The sequence below is a fragment of the Marinicellulosiphila megalodicopiae genome (assembly GCF_045862395.1).
GTDB classification, from domain to species: Bacteria; Pseudomonadota; Gammaproteobacteria; order Pseudomonadales; family Natronospirillaceae; genus Marinicellulosiphila; species Marinicellulosiphila megalodicopiae.
In genome coordinates this window covers 1,923,200-1,945,758 of sequence record NZ_AP023087.1, presented here as the reverse complement: position 1 = coordinate 1,945,758, position 22,559 = coordinate 1,923,200, and the positions used below count along the sequence as shown (strand labels likewise).

Sequence of the window (22,559 nt, the reverse complement as noted above, 5' to 3'; positions counted from 1 at the left end):
ATTAAAATGAAAATTCAGTGATCGAAATACTAGTCTCATCATCGCTGGCATTTTCATCTGTGTCTCTATAAATACTTACAGGATAGCCATTTTCTTCATCATAAATTACATCAAATTTACTTGGATAAGGGATCTCAGAAAGCTGTTTGTCAATCCAACTAAAAATTTCATCTATTGTATCTGCAGAATCCAATGAAAGCATCTCGCCGTTATTTGCATCAATCACCTGACTTACTTGGTTATTTGCAACAAAAATAGTAATACTTACCGCATCACAATAACAAGCGTAAGTTTTAGTAAATTGATAACTTCCCGTATTTTTTTGACTCCACAATATTTTAGCAGCGTCTAATTTTTCAACTTCTTCTTTTAAATCAGAAGTTAAAATATAACGACAACTTGTCACACTTAAAGCAACAACCAATAATAATATTAGTTTGAAAAATGATAAAATATTCATTGACGCACACCTAAATTGATTTAAAAAAAAGGCAGAATAATAGATTATCCTGCCTTTTACAATTTTAAAATAATGACTTTTACATCACCTTATCGTTTTAAATTTTAACCTCGTAAAACCGCACCAAAACGACTAATTAATGTTTCGACAATGCTTTGCATAATCTCATTAATTTCATCATCAATCATGCTACGCTCTGGATGCTGCCAAGACATTCTCATTGCCACTGATTTTTTATCAGGTTCAATGCCTTCACCTTGATACAAATCAAAGATCGATAGATTATCTAAGTTCTCTCCCGACTGCCCTTTAATGCTGTCTAGCACGTCTTGAATTGGCGTTGCTGCATCAATTAAAACCGCAATATCACGTTTAGATGCTGGGAATTTAGATAATGGTTTTGCCTGCGGCAATTTAGATTCAGTAATTAAATCAATCAAACATTCAAATACAAACGCAGCTTGTTTTAAGCCAAGGTGTTTTTGAATCGCTGGGTGTAACTGTCCAATTAACCCCACTAACTTACCGTCTTTTTCAATGCGAGCAGTTTGACCTGGGTGCAACGCTGGATGTTTGCCTGGTACAAAGGTAAATTCAACACCAATGGCTAAATCTAACACTGACTCTAAGTGCGCTTTCACATCAAAGAAATCTATTTGTTCGCCGGTTTCAAACCAGTTTTTGTCGTATTTCGCGCCGTATGCAATACCTGCAATTGCGTTTTCTTGCAAGATTTTATCGCCGTCTTTTCTAAAACGTAAACCCGTTTCAAAAAACAAAATACGATCTTGTTGACGATTTAAATTGTGCTGTAATGATTTAGCTAACCCTGTCCATAACGACGTACGCATGACGGCTAAGTCAGAACTGATTGGGTTAATCAATTTAACCGATTCAAATTCAGGCTCGATCATTGATTGTGTTTTTTCATCAACAAAGCTGTAGTTGATGGCTTCTTGATAACCTTTTGCTACCAACTGCCCACGAATGCTATTTAAGCTTAATGTCGTTTCTGGTTTTCTCGGTAACTCTAATGCTAAATTAGGCACGGTTACTGGCAAGTTGTTATAGCCATATACACGTGCTAATTCTTCGATTAAATCTTCAGCAATCGAAATATCAAAACGCCAGCTTGGAATATCCCAAGTCCATTGCGTGTCATTTGATTCTAAAAGCGTCAAACCTAAACGGGTTAAAATACCTTCAGTTACCGATTCTTCCAATTCAACACCTAACAAACGTTTGATTGCTGTTTTTGGCAACACTACTTGCTTGTCTTTTGGCATGTGAGTGTCAGATGCTTTAATCACTAATGGACCCGGTTGGCCACCTGTGATGTCTAATAACAACTGAGTCGCACGTTCAATCGCGGTTTGTTGCAATTTAAAATCCACACCACGCTCAAAGCGATGAGATGAATCCGTGTGCAAACCGTAAGATCTTGCTTTACCCGCAATTAACTTAGGTGTGAAAAACGCAGACTCTAAGAAAATATCTTTCGTTGTTTCGCTCACACCTGAGTGTTGGCCACCCATAATACCGGCTAATGCTAATGGACCATTGTCATCAGCAATTAAAAGGGTATCAGTACGTGGCTGAATTTCTTGTCCGTCTAACAACACGATTTTTTCTTCGCCGTCTGCCATACGTACATTAATTGAGCCGTTTAATTGTGCTAAATCAAAACCGTGCATCGGTTGACCTAATTCAATTAATACATAGTTTGTGACATCCACAACCGCATCAATTGAGCGTAAGCCACTGCGACGTAAACGCTCTTTTAACCATAATGGCGATGCTTTTGTTACATCAACATTTTTAATAACACGACCGACATAGTTCGGGCAGTTTTCTTCAGCAGTCACATTAACTGCAAACGTGTCATCAATTTGTGCCGCAACCGGATTAATCTCAGGTTGTGTCACTATCATTTCATTTAGGACACCTACTTCACGAGCTAAACCTAACACACCTAAGCAATCTGCTCGGTTAGGGGTTAAATCCACTTCAATAGAAATATCATCAAGATCTAAATATTCGCGAATATTTAACCCTAGTGGCGCATCTTGCGCAATTTCCATGATGCCGTCATGACTGTCGCTTAACCCTAATTCTTTTTCAGAACACAACATACCAAATGATTCAACTTGGCGCAGTTTAGCTTTTTTGATTTTGAAATTATCTTCAAAAAAGACGGTACCAATTTGTGCAAACGCAACCTTAATACCCGCGCGTGCATTAGGTGCACCACACACAACTTGTAACGTGTCCGTACCATTTGAAACCGTACACACTTGTAGCTTGTCTGCATTTGGATGAGGCTGCGCGGTTAAGATTTCACCGACAACTATTTTATCGTTAAAACCCGCCGCTACAGGCTCAGATCCATCTACTTCAAGACCAGCCATTGTGACTTGATCCATTAATTCTTGTGCGGAAATACTTGGGTTAACCCAGTCTCTTAACCACTTTTCACTAAATAACATATGCGGCCCTATTAATTAAATTGCTTAAGGAATTTAAGATCGTTTTCAAAGAAAGTACGTAAATCGGTTACGTTGTAACGCAACATTGCAAAACGATCGATACCTAAACCAAAAGCAAAACCTGAATATTTCTTACTATCTACGCCTGCGCTTTCCAATACATTTGGATGCACCATGCCACAACCGCCTAACTCTAACCAACCGGTTTGAGAACAAATACGACAGCCTTTACCTGAACAATTCACACAGGCAATATCAAATTCTGCTGACGGTTCAGTAAATGGGAAATAAGACGGACGAAAACGAACAGGTAAATCTTTTTCAAAAAACACACGAAGAAACTCTTCAATGGTGCCTTTTAATTCAGCAAAGCTGACATTTTCTTTAACTAACAACCCTTCCATTTGGTGGAACATAGGCGTGTGCGTTAAATCAGAATCACAACGATAAACACGACCAGGCGCCACAATAGCAAATGGTGGCTCGCCTAATTCCATCGTACGAATCTGCACGCCAGAAGTGTGAGTACGCAACAATGTAGTAGGATCGAAATAGAACGTATCGTGCATAGCACGTGCTGGATGATGATCAGGAATATTCAACGCTTCAAAGTTATGATAATCGTCTTCAATTTCAGGACCATGTGCCACTTCAAAACCCATACTTGTAAAGAACGACACCATGCGCTCCATGGTTTTGGTAACAGGATGCAACCCGCCGTTTGATTCTCCACGACCAGGTAACGTCACATCAATGGTTTGAGAAGACAACAAAGCGTCCAATTTCGCGTTTTCTAACGATGTTTTACGAGTATTTAAATACTCAGCCACCGCTTCTTTCGCTTCATTGATTTTAGCGCCCGCAGCCGGACGCTCTTCGTTTGATAATTTACCCAACGTCTTTAACAACGCCGTGATTTGCCCTTTTTTACCTAAAAACGATACGCGTACTTGATCTAAAGACTGTTCGTCAGTAGATGCGTCCACGGCTAGTTTGGCTTGAGCAACTAATTCAGCAAGATTTTCCATGATGGAGTTTGGCCTTAGCAACAAAAATTAAAAAGGCAGTATTTTAGTCTTTTATGGACACAATTGAAAGTTAACCTTGGCCTTAGAAAGGGAATCTTTTGAATGATTGGGCTCATTGTGAAAAAAGAGTTAAATTAACCCATTGGGGTTGATGGCTTGCCTTCGAAGTAAACATCTTTAAAATTGGTTATTACAAAGCCAGCAATTAAATGCATTTAACGCGAAAAACACAGGACAATTTATGTCATATGAAAGAATAATGGGCATTCAAGTCAGCGATGAGACTGAATACCAAAAATACCGCGAAGCCATGGAGCCACTTTTGATTTCAATTGGCGGATCTTTTGGTTTTGATTTTAAAATTGCAGAGGTGTTACGCTCAAAAACGGATGAGCCGATCAATCGTGTTTTCACTCTTAGTTTTGATTCTAAACAGGTGATGGACGATTTTTTTAGCAGTGCTGACTATTTAACAATACGCGAACAACATTTTGATAAAAGCGTATCAAGCAAAACGGTTATTGCTTTATATTCTACGGACGATTAATTCTATGATCACTCAAACTAAAAAACCAAAAGACGTGCAACAAAAATGGGACAGCTACCCTACTTCCATTCAATTAATTATGGACGTCATTCGTAACCAAGTTTTTATTGCGGCAAACGATTTAGGCATTCAAAAATTGGAAGAAACGTTAAAATGGGGCGAGCCCAGTTATTTGTGTAAAACAGGCAGCACCATCCGTATTGATTTCAAACCCAAAACACCCGATAAGTGTTATGTGTTTTTTAACTGCAAAAGTAAATTAGTTGAATCCATAAAAGAAATTCATAGCCAGACCATCAATCTTGATTTTGATGGAAATCGCGCGTTAATTATGGACATTAATCAGCCGATTGATTTAGATGTATTACGTCATTGTTTTGCTTTGGCTTTAAATTATCACAATATTAAACATCTACCGTTATTGGGTATTTAAATGAATTCACCTATTATTTCTAAATTAACACTTGATGATAAACCCGCTGTATTTGATTTAATCCAAAACAAAAACGTCATGAATTTTTTAGGCCCACGCAGAGTATTATCGAATGATGAGGCATTACAATGGTTTGAAAATGCCTTTAATGAGCCGTATCGCTTCACTTTTAGAACATCCGACACATTGGAATTAATTGGTTTTTGCGGCATTGCAAAATCAGATGGCGTGGATGATTTTGGTTATTTTTTACGAGAGAAATTTTGGGGCAAAGGGTTTGCCACACAAATGTGTGAACTGGCAATTGATCAACTAAAACCAGATTTTGATTTTAATAAAGTTAAAATATTCATTGCCGACGGCAACATAGGCAGTTTACGCTTGGCACAAAAACTAAACTGGACGCCCATAAAAAAAGACAGCAACCAATATGAAACAGGCATGCTATTTCAAATTAGTTGATGTCTATTAATTACATTAATTACATTAATTCTTAAATTTTTCAATTACATAAACCATATTGGCCTGCATCGCTACGGTTGGACTGCCTACCTCAAACACCTGTGCGGTAACTTTCATACTTGATCTTCCTCGAACTTGCATTTTTTGCTTCACTACATCTAATTCATCTGGCGAAACCGTCACCCTTACAATAAAATCTCGTGAAACTGGCGCAGTAAATTCACTGTCTTGCTTGATAATGGACACGCTTGATTTTTCAAATGAACCACTACAAATCATCCAACCACTTAATGCGCAAGCTGAGGTTAAACTGCCACCTAATACTGAATGTTTTTCATTTTCATTAGGCTCAAATTTTACTTGATTTTCCAACACATATTCCGATGTATACAAAGGTTTCACCCCCATCAAATCAATCATGGGAATTTGTTTTTGCCAAGTTTCAAACTGGGTAGGAATCATAAATCATTCGCCCCTTTATATAATACCAATGCACGTCGACCGGTTCTGCAATACCCTAATGTTTTTGTACAGTCACTTAAAAATTCATTAAATGGCACTTTGTCTTTTTCATTATAAATAGGTGCTGTCATAGGAATATGTAAAAATTTCAAACCTAATGCATCACAAGCTTCTTTAATTTCTAAGGCTTTTGGCTGTCCTGACTCTTCATCATCAGGGCGATTACATACGATAGAATCGTACCCCTCTAATTGTAAATTTTCTAAATCTTCAACTTCTATTTGGGCCGTTACTGAAAACTGATCGTTTATGATTTCAATATTCATATTGTTCACCTTTATTGTCATTTGATTAATTATTGGATTGTGCATTTTTTACAGCTTTATGGGTATTTAAATACTCGCAACCCTCATCCCAAAACCCACTAAGTTGCATCACATCTTTTACAGGGCCTTTTACGGCACTTAACATTAATTTAATATTTTGTTTTTCCAATTCTTCTTTAAGTGTCAGTAAAACTGAAATAGCACTTGAATCAATTTGATTGATACCACTTGCCTCAATAACTACCGCTTTAATTAATCGATGACGTAATGTTTTTTGCAGCAATTGCTTTATGGTCATTTTAAAAAAAGTGGCATTGGCATAATATAATTGCGCATCCATTCGAACAACCAACACGCATTCTGGCTCAATCGCCTCTTTGTGTCTTGTAATGTTTCGATAGTCTTTGCAATTAGGCAACTTACCCAAAACAGCGACATGTGGGCGACTGGTTTTATAAACAAACCAGATAACTGATACACCCACTCCAATTAATACACCTTCTTTTATTCCTAAAAACCAAGTTGCCAAAATAGTAATTAATAGTAGAACCAAATCCGATTTCTTTACTTTATAAAGATGATGTATTTCATGAATATCAATTAAACTTAATACAGCAACGATTATCACAGCAGCCAGTGCTGATTTTGGTAAATAATAAAACACAGGGGTTAAAAACAACAACGTCATCGCAATTAACAATGCGGTAATAATCGCCGCCAGCTGTGTATTTGCCCCAGCATTTGCATTAGCAGCGGTGCGACCAAACCCACCGGTTACAGGAAATATTTTAAAGAATGACCCGACAATATTAGCAAGACCCAACCCTATTAAGTCTTGATTTGGATTTAAATCGTATTTGTTTTTAATCGCGAATTTTTGTGCAACTGAATAGGATTCCATAAACCCAATTAATGAAATCGTAATAGCAAAAGGTAAAAGGCTAATAATTTGATCCCATGAAAAAATTGGGACTGTAAAAGCTGGCAACCCTGTTGGAATATCAGCAACAATTTCTACGCCTTTTTCATTTAAGTTAAACCACCAAGTTAAAACAGTAGTGATCAAAACTGCAATTAATGCCCCTGGCACTAACACATGTAATTTTTTACTTATTAGTAATATAGCTATTGATAACAACCCTAATGCCAATGCATATCCGTTAACGTTTCCAATATTTTGCAATAACACTTCGATTGTTTCTAAAAAGCCTTCAGTGCGTGGCGCATTTATACCTAGTAACGATTTAAGTTGTGAGACCAAAATAATAACTGCAGCTGCGCTTGTAAAACCCGATACAACAGGATGGGAAATAAAATTTGTTAAAAACCCTAAACGAAACACTCCCATTAAAAATTGAATGACTCCCACCATTAAAGAAAGCGTAATGGCGATGGACACAAATTCAGAAGAAAATGGCGCAGCTAATTGAGACACTCCAGCACTGATTAATAAAGCAACCATTGCAGCAGGACCAACAGCTAATTGATGGGAACTTCCAATAAAAGCATAAATAATCAAAGGCACAATGGATGCGTACAAACCTATTATTGGCGGCAATCCAGCCAACATTGCATACGCCATGGCTTGTGGCACTAACATCACAGCAATGGTAAATCCCGCGATCACATCTCCTGCTAACCATTTTTTTTGGTAGTGAAATAATCGACTGGTTTCATAAAATTGTTTGAGCATATATGTGTATCTTTATTCATGTATTTCATTACTATAGTTCAAGTAACATGCCAACCTTCTAAACACCTTATATACCCGATGATATCAGGCTCTATCGCTCACAAATTAAGTTTAGATGTAAATTCTAATCACCCATACGCTTCACCATAAATCAAAAACGTTTCATTTATTGATACATCAAAAATTAAATTGAGGGCAAAATCAAGTTTGCCTTTACAAAAACTCACCATTCAAAATATTAATCCACATTTAAATCAACCCAGAACACTTATAGTAACTGGTCTTCGAGCCTTTAAAGTATTAATACATTAATTTGTATCACGCTTGAATTCAACTTTGGCACAGTTATTGGAAACCACTGTTAAATATTAAAATTAATCATACACAAATAAATATTGGCTTAGCTGTATTTGGAGTAACAAAATGAACATCCACGCTTTATATGATCAACAAACATTCACCCTTACCTACGTGGTTTATGATGAATCCACAAAAGACGCAATAGTCATTGATCCAGTTTTAGACTATCAACCTGTAGGCTCAAAACTTGAAAACCGATCTTTCAGTAAAGTGGTGGATTTTTTAAAGCAAAACAATCTAAATTTACATTTAGTTTTAGAAACTCACGCCCATGCTGATCATTTATCTTCCAGTCAGTTATTTAAAGAAATTTATCCTGATGTAAACATTGCCATTAGCGAGCATATTCGTGAAGTGCAGAAAACATTTAAAGTTATTTACAACTTATCAAACCATCAAACAGACGGATCACAATTTGATTTATTAATTAAAGACAATCAAATATTAACAGCTGGATCATTAACAATAAAAGCACTGCCCACACCAGGACATACACCGGCTTGTTTGTCTTATTTAATAGACGATGCAGTCTTTACTGGCGACGCATTGTTTATGCCTGACTATGGCACTGGCCGTTGTGATTTTCCTAAAGGCGATGCCAATGCACTGTATCACAGCGTAACTGAAGTGCTGTATCAGCTAGATGACAACACTCGTATTTTTGTTGGGCACGATTATTTACCTAATGGCCGAGAATTAAAATACACAACCAGCATTAAAGACTCCAAAGCTTCAAACAAACAGTTAACCGATCAAACAACTAAAGAAGAATTTGTCACCATGCGCGAAACCCGAGACAGCAGTTTATCCGCCCCAGTTTTATTATTTCCAAGTATTCAAGTGAATATTGAAGCAGGACATTTACCAAAACAAGAGGACAACAACAAACACTATTTAAAAATTCCATTAAACCTAACTTTTCAATTTGCAGGATAATCAACAGATATGACCATTGTAAATTTCACTCCTTATTCCGCCCTCTTTGGCGGCGCATTAATCGGGCTTTCAGCCGCACTTTTATATTTATTTAAAGGTCGCATCGCAGGCATTTCTGGAATATTTGGCGGGATTTTAGTCCCTACTAAATCCGACCTAAGCTGGCGCGTTGTTTTTATTCTAGGCATTGTGATTGGCGGGTTTATTTGGCATTTAATTACAGGTGACGGCACCACCATAAAAGCGGCTGTATCACCTACTTGGATCATTATTGGCGGCATTATTGTAGGCGTAGGCACCACACTAGGCTCTGGTTGCACCAGCGGTCACGGCATTTGTGGTTTAAGTCGATTTTCACTTCGATCCCTTTTTGCCACCCTCTCCTTTATGGCCACTGGGTTTATTTCAGTTTTCATTATTAGACACCTATTAGGATAACTGACATGAAACTATTAACAGCGTTATTAACGGGCATTTTATTTGGTTTAGGTTTGGCATTTTCCCAAATGATTGACCCTACTAAAGTCATTAACTTTTTAGATTTAGCAGGTACTTGGGATCCAAGTCTAGCCTTTGTAATGGGTGGCGGATTACTTGTTAATTTGATTGCCTATCGATTAATTTCAAAACGAAAAGCGCCCTTAATTGCAGGTGAAATTTTCCATAAACCTGCTAAAACCGACATTGATAAACCGTTATTAATTGGCGCAGCTCTGTTTGGTATTGGCTGGGGCATTGCGGGCTACTGCCCAGGACCGATGTTTGCAAGTATCAGTTTTGGTGGGACAGACGTTTGGCTCATTATTGCAGCATACAGCATTGGTACGTTAGCAACCAAACTTGCAATGAGCCATTATCAAACACGCAAAGCAAAAGTAGAAGATGCCTGCACCGGTTAATCTTTTATTTTGAGCAAAAAAAAGCCTCTGTTTTGTACAAAACAGAGGCTTTTTTTTATAGAATCGGAATTAATCTTCTTCGATTTTAGCCAACAAATCCGTTAACGTTTTTTCATCAAATTTATAATGCTCAAACGTAAAGATGTTATTTGCCCAATATCCACCTAATTTAGCAAATTTCTTCGGATCCGCAATTAACTTTTTAATTTGTTCGTGTAACTCTTGAGTGTTTGGACCACGGGTAATAAATTTACCATTTTCAATCATATCTTTTGCAGATTTAATTTCTGCGGCTAAATTTTCAGGTGCTGCATATACGATTGTTTTAATTTTTTCCAATAAAATTTCTTCTGTTGTTTTCATTACATTACTGCCTTTCTATCAATTTGCTGTCACGCATGTGCACATTCATTGTGCACATAATTTATTACTATTACTTAAATAGTACGATCAAAATTTGCACGTATCATATCTGCTTTTTTAAAAAATGCACGTAATTGAATCGACTTACTTCTCAAAAGCAAACACGCAAACATAAAAAAAGCGAGCATAAGCTCGCTTTTTTTATAGAACAGCGTTTTAAATTATAAAACGTGTACTGAAGATGTATTTGTAGAACCCACTAACGCACCAGAAACAGTAATAATAGTATCGCCAGCTTTAGCTAAACCAGATTCAACCGCTAATTTTTTAGCAGTTACATAGAACTCATCGCTATTTGTAAAAGTGTCAACAACAAGCGCTTCAACACCCTTAGTTAAACATAATTGTTGTGCAGTTTTAGCATTAGATGTTAACGCCAAAATCATTGCTTTAGGGAAGTATTTACGAACAGACTTAACTGTTTTACCACCAGTAGTACTTACAACAATCAACTGAGCATCTAAGTGCTGTGCAGTTGCAACCGCTGCTTTACAGATTGATTCAGTTACACGTAATGCACCCTCTTCATCCGCAACATCTGCTTTTTTGCTTTGCTTCATTGCATCATCTGTACGTTCACAAATTGTTGCCATGATACCTACTGTTTCAGTTGGGTATTTACCTTTAGCAGACTCACCAGAAAGCATTACCGCATCGGTACCGTCTAAGATAGCATTTGTTACATCGCCAGCTTCAGCACGTGTAGGACGTGGATTTTTGATCATTGAATCTAACATTTGTGTTGCAGTGATTACAGGCTTGCGAGCCGCGTTACACTTTTTAATCATCATCTTCTGTGCAAAGATCACTTCTTCAACAGCAATTTCAACACCTAAATCACCACGAGCAACCATGATACCGTCAGACGCTTCTAAGATTGCATCGAAATTATCAACACCTTCTTGGTTTTCAATTTTAGAGATGATTTGAATGTCGCCGCCGCCATTAGCCGTTAACAATTCACGAATTTCAGTTACATCTGATGCTTTACGGATGAAAGAAGCAGCAACAAAATCAACTTTTTGACCACAACCCCAAACTAAATCGCCTTTATCTTTTTCAGATAATGCAGGAAGGTTAACGCTAACACCAGGAAGGTTAACGCCTTTGTTGTTACCTAATTCACCAGTATTTAATACTTTAGTGATTACGTCGTTACCAGAAATAGACGTAACAACTAATTCAATTAAACCATCGTCTAATAAAATCGTGTTGCCAACGCTTAAGTCTTTTGCGAAATCGGCATAAGTAACCGCAACACGAGTGTTATCACCTAACACCGACTGATCAGTTGTTAATGTAAACTCTTGACCCGCTTCTAGCACAACATCGCCATTAGCAAGTTTGATCGTACGAATTTCAGGGCCCTTAGTATCTAATAATACTGCGATTTTTTTGTTTTGCTCTTTTGAAACTTCACGAACATTAGTGATACGAGCACCGTGTTCATCAAAGTCACCATGGGAAAAGTTCAAACGCATTACGTTCATGCCCGCTTCACTTAACTTGCCTAGCATTTCTTTTGATTCAGAAGCAGGTCCAATCGTACATACAATTTTTGTTTTTCTCATTGTGGGTCTCTCCAGTGGCTTTATTTGCCAAAAACGTTGTGTTTTCGTTGGATTTTGACACCCAACTTTTGAATGGCGCGGATTCTAGCAGATTTGCTTTTGAGTTGGCAGTCTTGTGCAGCTTTTTTTTATAGAGTAGGGAATTTAAAGGTCTGTACAGGTTTGGTATTTCCAAACCCACAGCAGTTAAATTTATAAAAATCGTGCCCAAGAGACGGATGGAATTATTTCATCTTTAGGAATCACGGCATCTACACAGGTTGAGTCCCCATTTTCATCAAGTATCCAAGTTCCGTCTTGAGCAGTACAATTTGAAGTTGGCAATATTGTAGGATCATAGCCACCAATTGCTGAGTCATAAGTAATTGCTGAAGACCCACTTAATTCATTTGCTACCGTCATGGAATCATTATCATTTAACGCCACCACTGCCCCATGAATACCAATATCATTTACGGTCACAAGATGATCACCGGCCATAATAGTGCCAAATACTCGAGAACTTGTTCCCAAAGTGAAATCCACTATTCCACCTTCATATATTAATGGCGACACACTTGGATTGGTTCCACCTGAGCCAATCACGATATTACCCGACTTAGTATTAATGGCTTCTTCTTCGGAAAAATCGCAAAATTGAAGCGGACTATAATTGATAAAATTAGTACTTTGCTGCCAAGTACTAGCCTGTGGCAACAAAGCAAGATCTTCGTAATTATTCAAACAAAGCGCTTTGTATCCAGCAAAATTTGGTGCCATTGCATCTTTAAATACGCCACCACTGTAATAATTATTTGTAGCCAGCTTGGTTGTAATAGAAAACTGGGTGTTATCGATCACATCACCTTCAAAAAAATATGACCCCGGCGCGATGGTATGTCCTTGTAATTTCCAAGTGACAATATACTCTTGCTCCTGTATTTCTTCCTCCACAGGATCAGTAGTCACTTCACCTTCTTCTAATGCACCCTGCACTATTACACTGCCTTCCAAGTCATCATTTGTCAGATCTATTTCAGGTGTTACTTCAATTAACTCAACTGCAAAACAAGAATTCACAACCTCATTGCCTTCACCCAAACACGGCAAAATATAGTCTTGAGTTAAATCACATTGCCCCATGGTTAAAGCTAAACAAAATTTTTGTTGCGAACCAGCACCCACAACATAATAAGACCCCTGCGCTTTTTCTTTAATATTTTTCACATACACTCTGATTTTGTGAGCATCAATCACCTGCGTTTGATCATAAGAAAACGCATAATTTACCAACTCTTTTAATTCCCAAATATTTACATTGGGCTTATTCATTTCATAAAGCGGAACCTCTGGCACTGTTTCAACCACCAAGGTGTCATCAAAAATAAGTTCATCGTTTTCGGCACAGTTTGATGTAGACAACCCCATTGTTGGGCTCACAACATTCACTGGGTTTTGATTAATTGTTAGCTCTTCAGGCCCGCTATCCCAATTTGTGCCTTCTATACAGTAGGAATCACCGTATAATTTAATGGTTTCAACGTTATGGATGTTTGCCGCTACGTCGACGTCTCCTTGAGCTTCAACATTAACCACCTCCCCTTTCACATCAACCTTTGCGTTAGAGCGAACATAATCAACATTTGACCCTGCTTCTAAGAAAATATTAGATTGAGCTAAAAAGATCAGATTTTCTTCTGATGAAGCACTTGTGATGGTTGAATTAGAATGAGCCAAATCCGTTACAAATGTGCCCAGTAACGTGATTGCTCCTCTGGAACTGACGGATGTAGCCGACCCACCAGACGCTGTAAACGTACCGTTTGATTTAATAAATTCAAAGTGATTGGTTGATGAGCCTAAATCAATATTACCCGTTGCATTTAAATCATCAATACCTTGCATTGAACCATCATCAGAAAACGTGATATTACCCGCCACATTCACCTTTGTGTTTTCCCCAACATCAATCTCAATGGCTTGTTTTAGATCTAAATCACCGTACAAATTAATATTACCGTCTAAATCCGAACAACTTTCTACATTCTCATCACAACCTAACTCTACAAATTCAAAATACACTTCCATTGCAGAGTTAGATTTTGCATCGACGTCTTGATAATAAATATGGGCTTTGACATTTTCTACTTCAGTTAATGTGGCTTGCGTATAGGAAATTTGATCAATTTTATAGGCGCTATTTGTATCTGCTAATGCAATGTTAATGGTTTGATCTGTTAAGTTCAGTTTTTCTTCATCGGTTAACTTTTTAATATAATCCTTTAACAATTCAACCCCCGACCATAATCCTGCTTGAGAATGCACAATTGCATGAGTTGCTAACTGCCTTTCTTGAGTACTTCGATTATTTGAAATCACCGCCAATGTTGCAGTAGTCAATAACATACCAATGACAATCACAACCAAAATGGTTGCAAGGCCGCTTTGTTTTTTAGCCATATTTGGGAATTTTTTTCTTGAGATAACAGTCATAATAACCCCTTAAGATTATGTATTAACAAGACACACACTTTGAATGTATTCGATGCCACTTTCGTTATTTATTTTTGCTTTTATTGTAAAATTGATATGAGTGGCAACGGTACCATCCACATAGGGCCAACACTCACTTGAAGAGGCTGAAAAAACTAAAATGGTATTTGAGCTTTTTTCTAAGATGTTCGATTCACCACTTGCTGACCAAGTATTGATGGCAGTTAACTCAGTGGTTTCATCACAAGTCGCCTCAACCCATTGGAATTCTAATTGATTAGAACTTGAAATTTGTTTGAATCCTTTACAAATCACACCATTTGAATCTTTTAAATCATACCGCCAATAAATGCTATTCCCATCTTTAATGACAAAATGAGCAGGCACATTTGAGGTCAAACCAAAACCTGCATTCAAAACTTCAAGCTGTATTTGCGAAAAAGCCGTACTAATCGCCCCTTCAATTATCGCCTCATTAGATAATGAATGAGATATTCGATAAGATTGTTGAAACAACATGCTCGCAGCTGCCAGTGTCATCAATGAAATCACCATCGCAATCATCAGCCCAACTAACGAAACGCCTTGCTGATTAAATGTTAATTTAATGGATTGTAAATTATTCATGGCGCCCCTCTAACCACACCGCCAACTCGATACTCCAAACCATTAATCGAAGCTGCAAATACAATCGGCGCATCCATAGACGTTGGCGCATTAACACCGGTCACATCAATATTATTTTTTTGGGCATTAATTGTGATGGCGATAGGTGTGTTGCAATTGGATTCGCTGATTTCAATTTCAGTGCCATTTGGCATTGCAAAATTACCCGCACCTGCACCATTGCAAATATCATCACGAGTTAATGTTGCAAGCTTTTGTTTTAATTGATTCACCACAAAAATATTGGATTTAGTTTCAGCTAAATTTCTTGCAGCTTGCCCACCAATAAACGCAACACCCAAAACGATGATTGCCATCAAAACAATTGAAATTAATGCTTCTAATAACGCATCACCTATTTGTTTTTTAATTGGGTATTTCATTAATAAATCACCTTTTCATCGGATTGATACGAGGTGCCATTTAATTTAACTAAAAATAAATTATTTTGGGCACATAGTATTCCCGTTGGACAACCAATAACAATTCGACCTTTATTATCAAATGCAATTTGCAAAAATGCCTTTTCATCACGCAAAGCATCATAGGTTACGGTATAAATTCTAATATCAGAATGCAGAGTATTGTGGATCCAAATTTGATTATCAGTACAATTTGCATCGACCAAAGTGCCTGCAACATTTCGAACAGCACCATGTAATGAAATCGCAGTCGTACTTGAGTCAAAACACACAACAGTGCTTTGTTTGCCTTCAAAATTACCTACTTCATTTCGTAGTGCTATCGCTCTGGCTCGACCTACTGCCTGAATTAACGCACTTTGCGCATCGTCAATTCGAGTATGATTAATTTGAGCAATAAAACTGGGCACTGCTATGCCAGCTAAAATTGCTATAATCGCAATGACAACCATCAACTCAATTAATGAAAATCCTGTGTTTTTATTCATTACGCCCCTCATTAACCGTTTACACATTGAGTTAAATCCAAGTCATTTTGATCATCTAATTCAATAATGCAGTCAGATACCGAAGCATGTTTACCTGTCGCTATTATTTTAAAGCCATTATTAAATTCAATAGAAAATTCAAAATCACTGCCAGAAGCAGAGTGCCAATTGACGGATAATTTTGTTCGGATCTCAGTTTCAGTCGATGCATCTTTGGCGCTACTAGGATAGGAAAGTTGTCGTGCATAAATGGCATCGACACTATTGGCTAATAATTTCACATCATTTTGAACAGTATCAATTCGACCCGTTCGTAAATAATTACTATAACTAGGAAATGCGATTGCAGCTAAAATCCCCACAATGGCGACAACAATCATTAATTCAATTAATGTAAAACCGTTTTCAATTTGTTTACTACTTAACATTTTTTACTGCTCTTTTAATCTATACTTTTAAAGTATCGATCAGGCCAAATTTCGCGAGCATTTTACCACAACTAATTTCACCCGCAGTGAAATTAAGTTCTTAGTACGTTTAATTTTTGTTTATATTAAAAACAAAAAAATGCACATTGTCTTAATTTTGTATTTAAATAAAAAACAAAAAAATTTATAATTAATAGAAATACACTAAAATATAAGACTATTACCACATTCAATTATTAAAAAATCATACACAGTTAAACTGTGTCTATTTTTTATCTATTACGCTTAGTTATAAATTTGTAAAATAATCTTAAACACATATTTTATTTTTATTATGCGCTTAAGTTTTTTTATATCAGGAACATACACTATAAATAAACATAAAATATTCTATGTTTTTAAATAATTTATAAGCATCCTTTTAATAAAAAATAGTACACAGTGTTAACCAAACTCAAATCCAATACCCATAAGGCTTCATTAAAATATCTTATATTTTTTAAAAAGAAATGTTATCGATTACATTTTACAGATTGATTTTTCAAGTAATAAAATAAATAGCCACTCATTAATTTTTATTAAGACTTTACCTTGAAAAATTACAATGCTTTTTTTTGAGTTATGTAATTGCGCCTTCTTAACCATACAATCTTATAATCCCTTTAAAATTAATTAAGCGAAAACCATGAGCCGTTCCTATACTGAATTCATCATTCAAAAAAATTAGATACCAAAATGACTAAATTACGCTTCGTAATCGGATTTTTCATTTTTACATTTCATTACAATGTGAGTTTTGCAGATACCTATACATTTGGCATCGTTCCTCAACAAAGTGCGACGAAACTGGCTCAACTTTGGAGCCCACTATTGTCTATATTAAGTGAGCAAACTGGCGACACGTTTTTATTTAGTACCGCTAAGGACATCCCTACTTTTGAGAAACGTTTAGCAAATTCAGAATACGATTTTGCCTATATGAACCCTTATCACTTCACGGTTTTTAACGAAAACCCGGGATATCAAGCCCTACTCAAACAAAAAAACAAAGGCATTCAAGGCATCATTGTTGTATCTAAAGACAGTGAACTTAATGACATTGAGCAATTAAAACAGTTTGAGCACATAAACATTGCCTTTCCTTCACCCGCAGCTTTTGCAGCGTCGATTATTTTACAAGCCAAACTTAAGCAAATTGGCGTAAATTATCAGCCTGTATACGTCTCTTCACATGACTCCGTGTATTTAAATATTGCACAACATCACTTTATTGCAGGTGGCGGCATTGTTCGAACATTAAAAAATACCCGAAGCGAGACCTTCCAACAACTCAAAATCCTGTGGAGTAGCCCAAAGTACACACCCCATGCTTTTGCAGCACACCCTAACGTGCCACAAAGCACTATGTTGTTATTTCAACAAATTATGTTAGATATGCAATCAAGTGAGAAAGGAAAAAAAGCACTGATGAGCATCAATATTCCTGAATTAGAAATAGCAACAAATGCTGACTGGAATGATGTACGGGCATTAAACATTGATCTATTACAGCATTTGGTCTCACCATGAAATTTCGATATAAAACCATAATAGGCATTGCATCCATTGAATTTGTATTGTTAGCAATCATTATTATGACTGTATTAAATAACCTTAAACAAACCAATCAAACTCAAATTAATGAACGTATTTATAGCTTAAGTAATTTGTATGTCGCTTCAATTAACGACGCATTGCTTTCCTATGATCAAGCTACTGTATTAGATATCAGCGAAAAAATGATTGAAAATAATTCCGTGGCTTATATTAAAATTTTTAACATTGATCAACAGCCAATTTTAGAATTAGGTGACTCAACCAATCTTAATAAACCCTTTATCGCTGACTTGGAATTAAGTCGAGTCACTGATGGTGTCTACGATTTTGAATCTGACATATTAGCGGGCATTCAACCCTTTGGCTCAACCCAACTAGGTTTTAATGTACAGTCGTTACAGCAATCTATTTTAAACACACAAAAGAATTTATTTATATTTGCAGGAATTGAAATAATGTTAGTTGCATTATTTTCATATATTTTAGGTTGTTATTTAACGTCCCAATTGACCCATTTAAATCGAGCAAGTATCGCCATCGCAAATGACGATTATTCAGTAGAAATAAACACAACAAGCAAAGATGAAATCGGTGAATTAACCAACACTTATAATCACATGCGAGCCCAATTATTACAGATTAAACATCAAAGAGATGATTACGAACACAGCTTAAAAACCATAAATGCCGAACTTGAAGACAGAGTAAATAGAAGAACTCAAGCATTACAAAAAACAAATGACGAATTAAAAAAAGCCCAAAAACAATTAGTTGAACAAGAAAAACTGGCATCGATCGGATTATTATCTTCAGGGGTTGCCCATGAAATAAACACACCACTAAGCAGCGTTACAGCCAACCTCAGTAGCATGCAAAAATACACGGAACATTTATGTCAACATATTAATCCTAAAGACAAAAAATCCATTTTTATTTTTTCAGATTTACCTGAATTAATCAAAGACTGCCAAAGTGCATTAATTCAAATCGGTCAAATTGTGAAAGGCTTACAAACATTCTCAAGCAGTCAAACACAAACCCAACTGCATCCAATTAATATTCAAGAAAATATCGACAACGCGTTTGTATTGATGAAGAGCGCATTACCGAATCATATTCACTTTGATTTTCAAATTTCTAAAGACATCACAATTATGGGAAACGACAGTAAATTTATTCAATTACTGACAAATTTAATTATTAATTCTTGTGACGCAATCAATGAATTAGAAAATCATATCAATTCAAAATCAGGATTAATAAAAATTTCGGCATTGGAGGAAAAAAATTATGTATTATTTGAAATTGAAGATAATGGAAATGGCATGGACGAGCTGACATTAAATCGATTATTTGATCCTTTTTTTACAACTAAACCTATCGGAAAAGGCACTGGCCTTGGATTAAGTATTGTATATGGCATCATCGAAGAATTTAATGGAAATATTTGTGTAGCAAGCAAACCTGCCAGTGGCACTAAATTTACAATTAGATTTTTAAACAATGAGAATTCAATATTAGAAACGGAAAAAAATAATGAGCAAAATTAAAATATTATTTGTCGATGATGATCCTGGTGTATTAAGAGCCTTGAATAGAACCTGCATTGATACTTCATGGAATATTTTTACTGCTGATAGTGCAGCATCTGCTTTAACATTAGTGGAGAAGCATAATTTTTGGGTCATCGTTAGTGACATGCAAATGCCCAATATGGATGGCGCTGAATTATTTACAGAAATTGCAAAAATTCATCCCCATACTATTCGCATTTTGTTAACAGGTTTTTCAAATGATTTAGATACCGCCCGTGCCATTAATCACGGAAAAATTTTTAATTATTTACATAAACCTTGGAACAATGAAACCTTAATTCAAACCATAGAAATGGCGATTGAATATAGAAAAAGTGAATTAGAAAAATTACGCTTAAGGTATTTATTGGTTGAACAGAATAAATTATTAAAATCAAATAACATTAAATTAATTGATTTAAACGGACATTTAAAAGAAGACGTCAAGCAAAAAACAGCAGAAGTTCAACAAGGCCTGTTACTTTTAAATATGGTTGATGGTGACAATCAAAACCTTAAACAAGAATACATACAAAAAAGTGCCGAAGTGGAGCAAGGATTAATTATTTTAGAACAAATCGATAGACACAAACAAAGCTTAACCCAAGACAACATTCAAAGAAGCGCAGAAGTAGAACAGGGTTTATTAATTCTTGAACAAATCAACAAACACAATCAAGAATTATTAGAAGAGAACAAACAAAAAACTGCAGAAGTTGAGCAAGGCTTAATCATCATGCAACAGATTAATGACCAGCTAAAATCACATCTTGATTCAACCACTCAATTATTAAATGACGTGGTACAAATGCGTGAAAATCACGCCATAGGTCACAGCAAACGTATATGTGAATTTGCCACAGCCATTGCACATAAAATAAAATTAGATGACGAACAAGTTCGACAAATAACAATAGCCGCGTATCTTCATGATATTGGTACACTGGGTTTAAAAGATGATATTTTGGCAAAACCTGCGCAATCCTTAAAGGGAAAAAATTTGGAGCTGTATCAACAACACCCAATTTTAGGGGAAACACTTTTAAGTAAAAATTCTGATTTAAAAATAGCAGCTCAAATAATCAAACAACATCATGAATACTTAGATGGTAGCGGTTACCCTAATGCACTAACGGCGAAATCTATACACATTGGTGCACGTATCATTTGTTTATGCAGTGATTATGACGCGATAATTTCAGGTCGTTTTTTCAATAAACCAATGACAAAAACTCAAGCAAATGAATATTTACATAAACATAAAGGCAGTAAATATGATTTACATTTGGTTGAAGCATTTCTTGATTTAATCAACCAAGGAGAATTTAAAGATCAAACCCACTCTAAAAGCGTCGAAGTATTTCAATTAAAACCAGAGATGATACTCACTCAAGATATAAAAACTGACATGGGTGTAATTTTATTACCAAAGGGATTACAACTTAGCAAAGTGAACATTGAAAACATTAAAAAGTTTGAAAAAGAAATCAACCACCATCTTGTGATTCATATTGAAGCGAAACTGCACGATGAAATCGATACAGAGATAGAAAATAATAAAAACTAGACAAAAAAGCCGAAAAAACCAGAGTCACAATATGCTCTGGCTTAATATTTATAGAGAGTTAAACGTTTAATCTACCAACATGTTTTTCAAAATCTGATAATAAATTTCTGTTAGTTTCTCTAAATCGTCTTTTTTCACACATTCATTCACTTTATGAATGGTTGCATTTACAGGGCCCAACTCCATAACCTGAGTACCCGTTGGCGCAATAAAGCGACCATCAGATGTTCCACCAGCAGTGGAAAGTTCTGACTCAAAACCCATCACTTCTTTTACGGCACTCATGGCCGCATCTACAAATTTTCCACGACCAGTTAAAAAGGGCAAACCAGAAATTTCCCAATTTACTTCAGCATTAATGCCGTATTTATCTAACATATCTTGAACACGTTTTTGCAATGATTCTGGTGACGATTCAGTACAAAAACGAAAGCTCGACATCATGTGACATTCACCAGGAATGACGTTAGTAGCGCCTGTACCACTGTTGATGTTTGAGATTTGAAAGCTGGTTGCTGGGAAAAACTCATTACCTTCATCCCAAACTGTGTCCACCATTTCTTGTAAAAATGGCAATATTTTATGTACAGGGTTATCGGCCAATTGAGGGTATGCAACATGACCTTGCACGCCATGGAACGTGTACCGACCAATCATTGAACCACGACGGCCATTTTTGATGGTATCACCAACGACATCACTACTTGAAGGCTCACCCACTAAGCAGTAATCCATTTTTTCATTACGTTTTTCTAATACTTCAACCACTTTAACGGTGCCGTTGATGGCATCAGCCTCTTCATCGGACGTAATTAACATCGCGATCGAACCTTTATGGTCAGGAAAATCTTTTACAAATTGCTCAGCAGCATCCATAAAACAGGCAATTGAGCCTTTCATGTCAGCGGCTCCGCGTGCGTAAATCATTCCATCACGAAGCGTTGGCACAAACGGATCTGAATCCCATTTTGATGCATCGCCTACTGGCACAACATCAGTATGACCTGCAAATACAAATACGGGAGACTGTGTGCCTTTTCGAATCCAGACGTTTTTCACATCTTCAAAATTCATTTGTTCAGACACAAAACCAGATGGCGCTAATGTATCAGAAATAAATTCTTGGCAACCGCAGTCTTCTGGTGTCACAGACTGGCGAGATAAAAGATCGTAGGTATATTGTATTGTGCGAGAGTCAGACATAACGTAAATATTTCAACTAAACTAAAAAAGGTGGCGCATTATACGATTTTTAAAGGG

23 protein-coding genes are annotated in these 22,559 nt (G+C 36.4%); 9 read left to right on the top strand and 14 right to left on the bottom strand.

All coding sequences use genetic code 11. The annotated features are described in order from the left end of the window. Nucleotide 1 precedes the first annotated feature (1 nt). The 3 genes from TYM08_RS08280 to pheS form a co-directional block, all read right to left on the bottom strand. Nucleotides 2-460: a DUF6174 domain-containing protein gene (locus TYM08_RS08280; protein WP_422382504.1), complete on the bottom strand. Its 459-nt coding sequence runs from the start codon at nt 458-460 to the stop codon at nt 2-4. A gap of 104 nt (nt 461-564) precedes the next feature. Continuing rightward, nucleotides 565-2,946, bottom strand: a complete 2,382-nt coding sequence (gene pheT, locus TYM08_RS08275) for a phenylalanine--tRNA ligase subunit beta (protein WP_422382503.1) — start codon at nt 2,944-2,946, stop codon at nt 565-567. Between the two features lie 11 nt (nt 2,947-2,957). Next, nucleotides 2,958-3,974, bottom strand: coding sequence for a phenylalanine--tRNA ligase subunit alpha (gene pheS, locus TYM08_RS08270; protein ID WP_422382502.1), 1,017 nt, complete (start codon nt 3,972-3,974; stop codon nt 2,958-2,960). A gap of 241 nt (nt 3,975-4,215) precedes the next feature. Here pheS and TYM08_RS08265 point away from each other — a divergent pair, with 241 nt between their 5' ends. The 3 genes from TYM08_RS08265 to TYM08_RS08255 are packed head-to-tail and all read left to right on the top strand — an operon-like array spanning nt 4,216 to nt 5,416. Beyond that, entirely contained in the window at nt 4,216-4,521 is a 306-nt protein-coding gene (locus TYM08_RS08265) for a DUF1330 domain-containing protein (protein ID WP_422382501.1), read from the top strand. A gap of 4 nt (nt 4,522-4,525) precedes the next feature. Continuing rightward, entirely contained in the window at nt 4,526-4,954 is a 429-nt protein-coding gene (locus TYM08_RS08260) for a DUF1801 domain-containing protein (RefSeq protein ID WP_422382500.1), read from the top strand. Continuing rightward, complete coding sequence (locus tag TYM08_RS08255) at nt 4,955-5,416, top strand: GNAT family N-acetyltransferase (RefSeq protein WP_422382499.1); 462 nt, start codon at nt 4,955-4,957, stop codon at nt 5,414-5,416. A gap of 24 nt (nt 5,417-5,440) precedes the next feature. Here the strand turns inward: TYM08_RS08255 and TYM08_RS08250 are convergent, their stop codons facing one another. From TYM08_RS08250 to TYM08_RS08240, 3 genes are read right to left on the bottom strand one after another with little or no spacing between them, the layout of a single operon-like run. Beyond that, on the bottom strand, nt 5,441-5,878 hold the full coding sequence (locus tag TYM08_RS08250) for a YiiD C-terminal domain-containing protein (RefSeq protein ID WP_422382498.1): 438 nt from the start codon (nt 5,876-5,878) through the stop codon (nt 5,441-5,443). After that, the gene (locus tag TYM08_RS08245; RefSeq protein WP_422382497.1) at nt 5,875-6,204 is read right to left on the bottom strand and encodes a beta-lactamase hydrolase domain-containing protein; all 330 of its coding nucleotides are present in this window, start codon (nt 6,202-6,204) and stop codon (nt 5,875-5,877) included. Before TYM08_RS08245 ends, TYM08_RS08250 begins: the two co-directional genes overlap by 4 nt. A gap of 25 nt (nt 6,205-6,229) precedes the next feature. After that, complete coding sequence (locus TYM08_RS08240) at nt 6,230-7,897, bottom strand: SulP family inorganic anion transporter (RefSeq protein WP_422382496.1); 1,668 nt, start codon at nt 7,895-7,897, stop codon at nt 6,230-6,232. A gap of 423 nt (nt 7,898-8,320) precedes the next feature. Here TYM08_RS08240 and TYM08_RS08235 point away from each other — a divergent pair, with 423 nt between their 5' ends. Genes TYM08_RS08235 through TYM08_RS08225 form a run of 3 tightly spaced genes read left to right on the top strand, consistent with a single transcriptional unit; the run spans nt 8,321 to nt 10,092 of the window. Further along, the gene (locus tag TYM08_RS08235) at nt 8,321-9,193 is read left to right on the top strand and encodes an MBL fold metallo-hydrolase (protein WP_422382495.1); all 873 of its coding nucleotides are present in this window, start codon (nt 8,321-8,323) and stop codon (nt 9,191-9,193) included. Nucleotides 9,194-9,202: 9 nt separating this feature from the next. Beyond that, nucleotides 9,203-9,631, top strand: coding sequence for a YeeE/YedE family protein (locus TYM08_RS08230; protein ID WP_422382494.1), 429 nt, complete (start codon nt 9,203-9,205; stop codon nt 9,629-9,631). Nucleotides 9,632-9,636: 5 nt separating this feature from the next. After that, nucleotides 9,637-10,092 (top strand): DUF6691 family protein, encoded by a 456-nt coding sequence (locus tag TYM08_RS08225; RefSeq protein ID WP_422382493.1) that lies wholly within the window; start codon nt 9,637-9,639, stop codon nt 10,090-10,092. 69 nt (nt 10,093-10,161) lie between these two features. Here the strand turns inward: TYM08_RS08225 and TYM08_RS08220 are convergent, their stop codons facing one another. The 7 genes from TYM08_RS08220 to TYM08_RS08190 form a co-directional block, all read right to left on the bottom strand. Continuing rightward, nucleotides 10,162-10,455, bottom strand: a complete 294-nt coding sequence (locus TYM08_RS08220; RefSeq protein WP_422382492.1) for a hypothetical protein — start codon at nt 10,453-10,455, stop codon at nt 10,162-10,164. A 221-nt stretch (nt 10,456-10,676) separates the two neighbouring features. Beyond that, a complete protein-coding gene (gene pykF, locus TYM08_RS08215) occupies nt 10,677-12,086 on the bottom strand; it encodes a pyruvate kinase PykF (RefSeq protein WP_422382491.1) in 1,410 nt (469 codons plus the stop codon). A gap of 192 nt (nt 12,087-12,278) precedes the next feature. Continuing rightward, nucleotides 12,279-14,558, bottom strand: coding sequence for a hypothetical protein (locus TYM08_RS08210; RefSeq protein WP_422382490.1), 2,280 nt, complete (start codon nt 14,556-14,558; stop codon nt 12,279-12,281). A 15-nt stretch (nt 14,559-14,573) separates the two neighbouring features. Continuing rightward, nucleotides 14,574-15,185, bottom strand: a complete 612-nt coding sequence (locus TYM08_RS08205; RefSeq protein ID WP_422382489.1) for a PilW family protein — start codon at nt 15,183-15,185, stop codon at nt 14,574-14,576. Further along, nucleotides 15,182-15,607, bottom strand: coding sequence for a PulJ/GspJ family protein (locus TYM08_RS08200; RefSeq protein ID WP_422382488.1), 426 nt, complete (start codon nt 15,605-15,607; stop codon nt 15,182-15,184). Before TYM08_RS08200 ends, TYM08_RS08205 begins: the two co-directional genes overlap by 4 nt. Next, nucleotides 15,607-16,134, bottom strand: coding sequence for a prepilin-type N-terminal cleavage/methylation domain-containing protein (locus TYM08_RS08195; RefSeq protein ID WP_422382487.1), 528 nt, complete (start codon nt 16,132-16,134; stop codon nt 15,607-15,609). The genes TYM08_RS08200 and TYM08_RS08195 overlap by 1 nt, the downstream gene beginning before the upstream one ends. An 11-nt stretch (nt 16,135-16,145) precedes the next feature. Beyond that, nucleotides 16,146-16,562, bottom strand: a complete 417-nt coding sequence (locus TYM08_RS08190; protein ID WP_422382486.1) for a type IV pilin protein — start codon at nt 16,560-16,562, stop codon at nt 16,146-16,148. Nucleotides 16,563-17,297: 735 nt separating this feature from the next. Between TYM08_RS08190 and TYM08_RS08185 the strand changes: the two genes are divergently transcribed. Genes TYM08_RS08185 through TYM08_RS08175 form a run of 3 tightly spaced genes read left to right on the top strand, consistent with a single transcriptional unit; the run spans nt 17,298 to nt 21,299 of the window. Beyond that, entirely contained in the window at nt 17,298-18,131 is an 834-nt protein-coding gene (locus TYM08_RS08185) for a phosphate/phosphite/phosphonate ABC transporter substrate-binding protein (RefSeq protein ID WP_422382485.1), read from the top strand. Next, nucleotides 18,128-19,708: an ATP-binding protein gene (locus TYM08_RS08180; RefSeq protein ID WP_422382484.1), complete on the top strand. Its 1,581-nt coding sequence runs from the start codon at nt 18,128-18,130 to the stop codon at nt 19,706-19,708. The genes TYM08_RS08185 and TYM08_RS08180 overlap by 4 nt, the downstream gene beginning before the upstream one ends. Then, nucleotides 19,695-21,299 carry an HD domain-containing phosphohydrolase gene (locus tag TYM08_RS08175; RefSeq protein ID WP_422382483.1) on the top strand — a complete coding sequence of 535 codons (1,605 nt, stop codon included), beginning with the start codon at nt 19,695-19,697 and terminating at the stop codon, nt 21,297-21,299. Before TYM08_RS08180 ends, TYM08_RS08175 begins: the two co-directional genes overlap by 14 nt. 66 nt (nt 21,300-21,365) lie before the next feature. Here the strand turns inward: TYM08_RS08175 and dapE are convergent, their stop codons facing one another. Further along, complete coding sequence (gene dapE, locus TYM08_RS08170; protein WP_422382482.1) at nt 21,366-22,502, bottom strand: succinyl-diaminopimelate desuccinylase; 1,137 nt, start codon at nt 22,500-22,502, stop codon at nt 21,366-21,368. Nucleotides 22,503-22,559 lie beyond the last annotated feature (57 nt).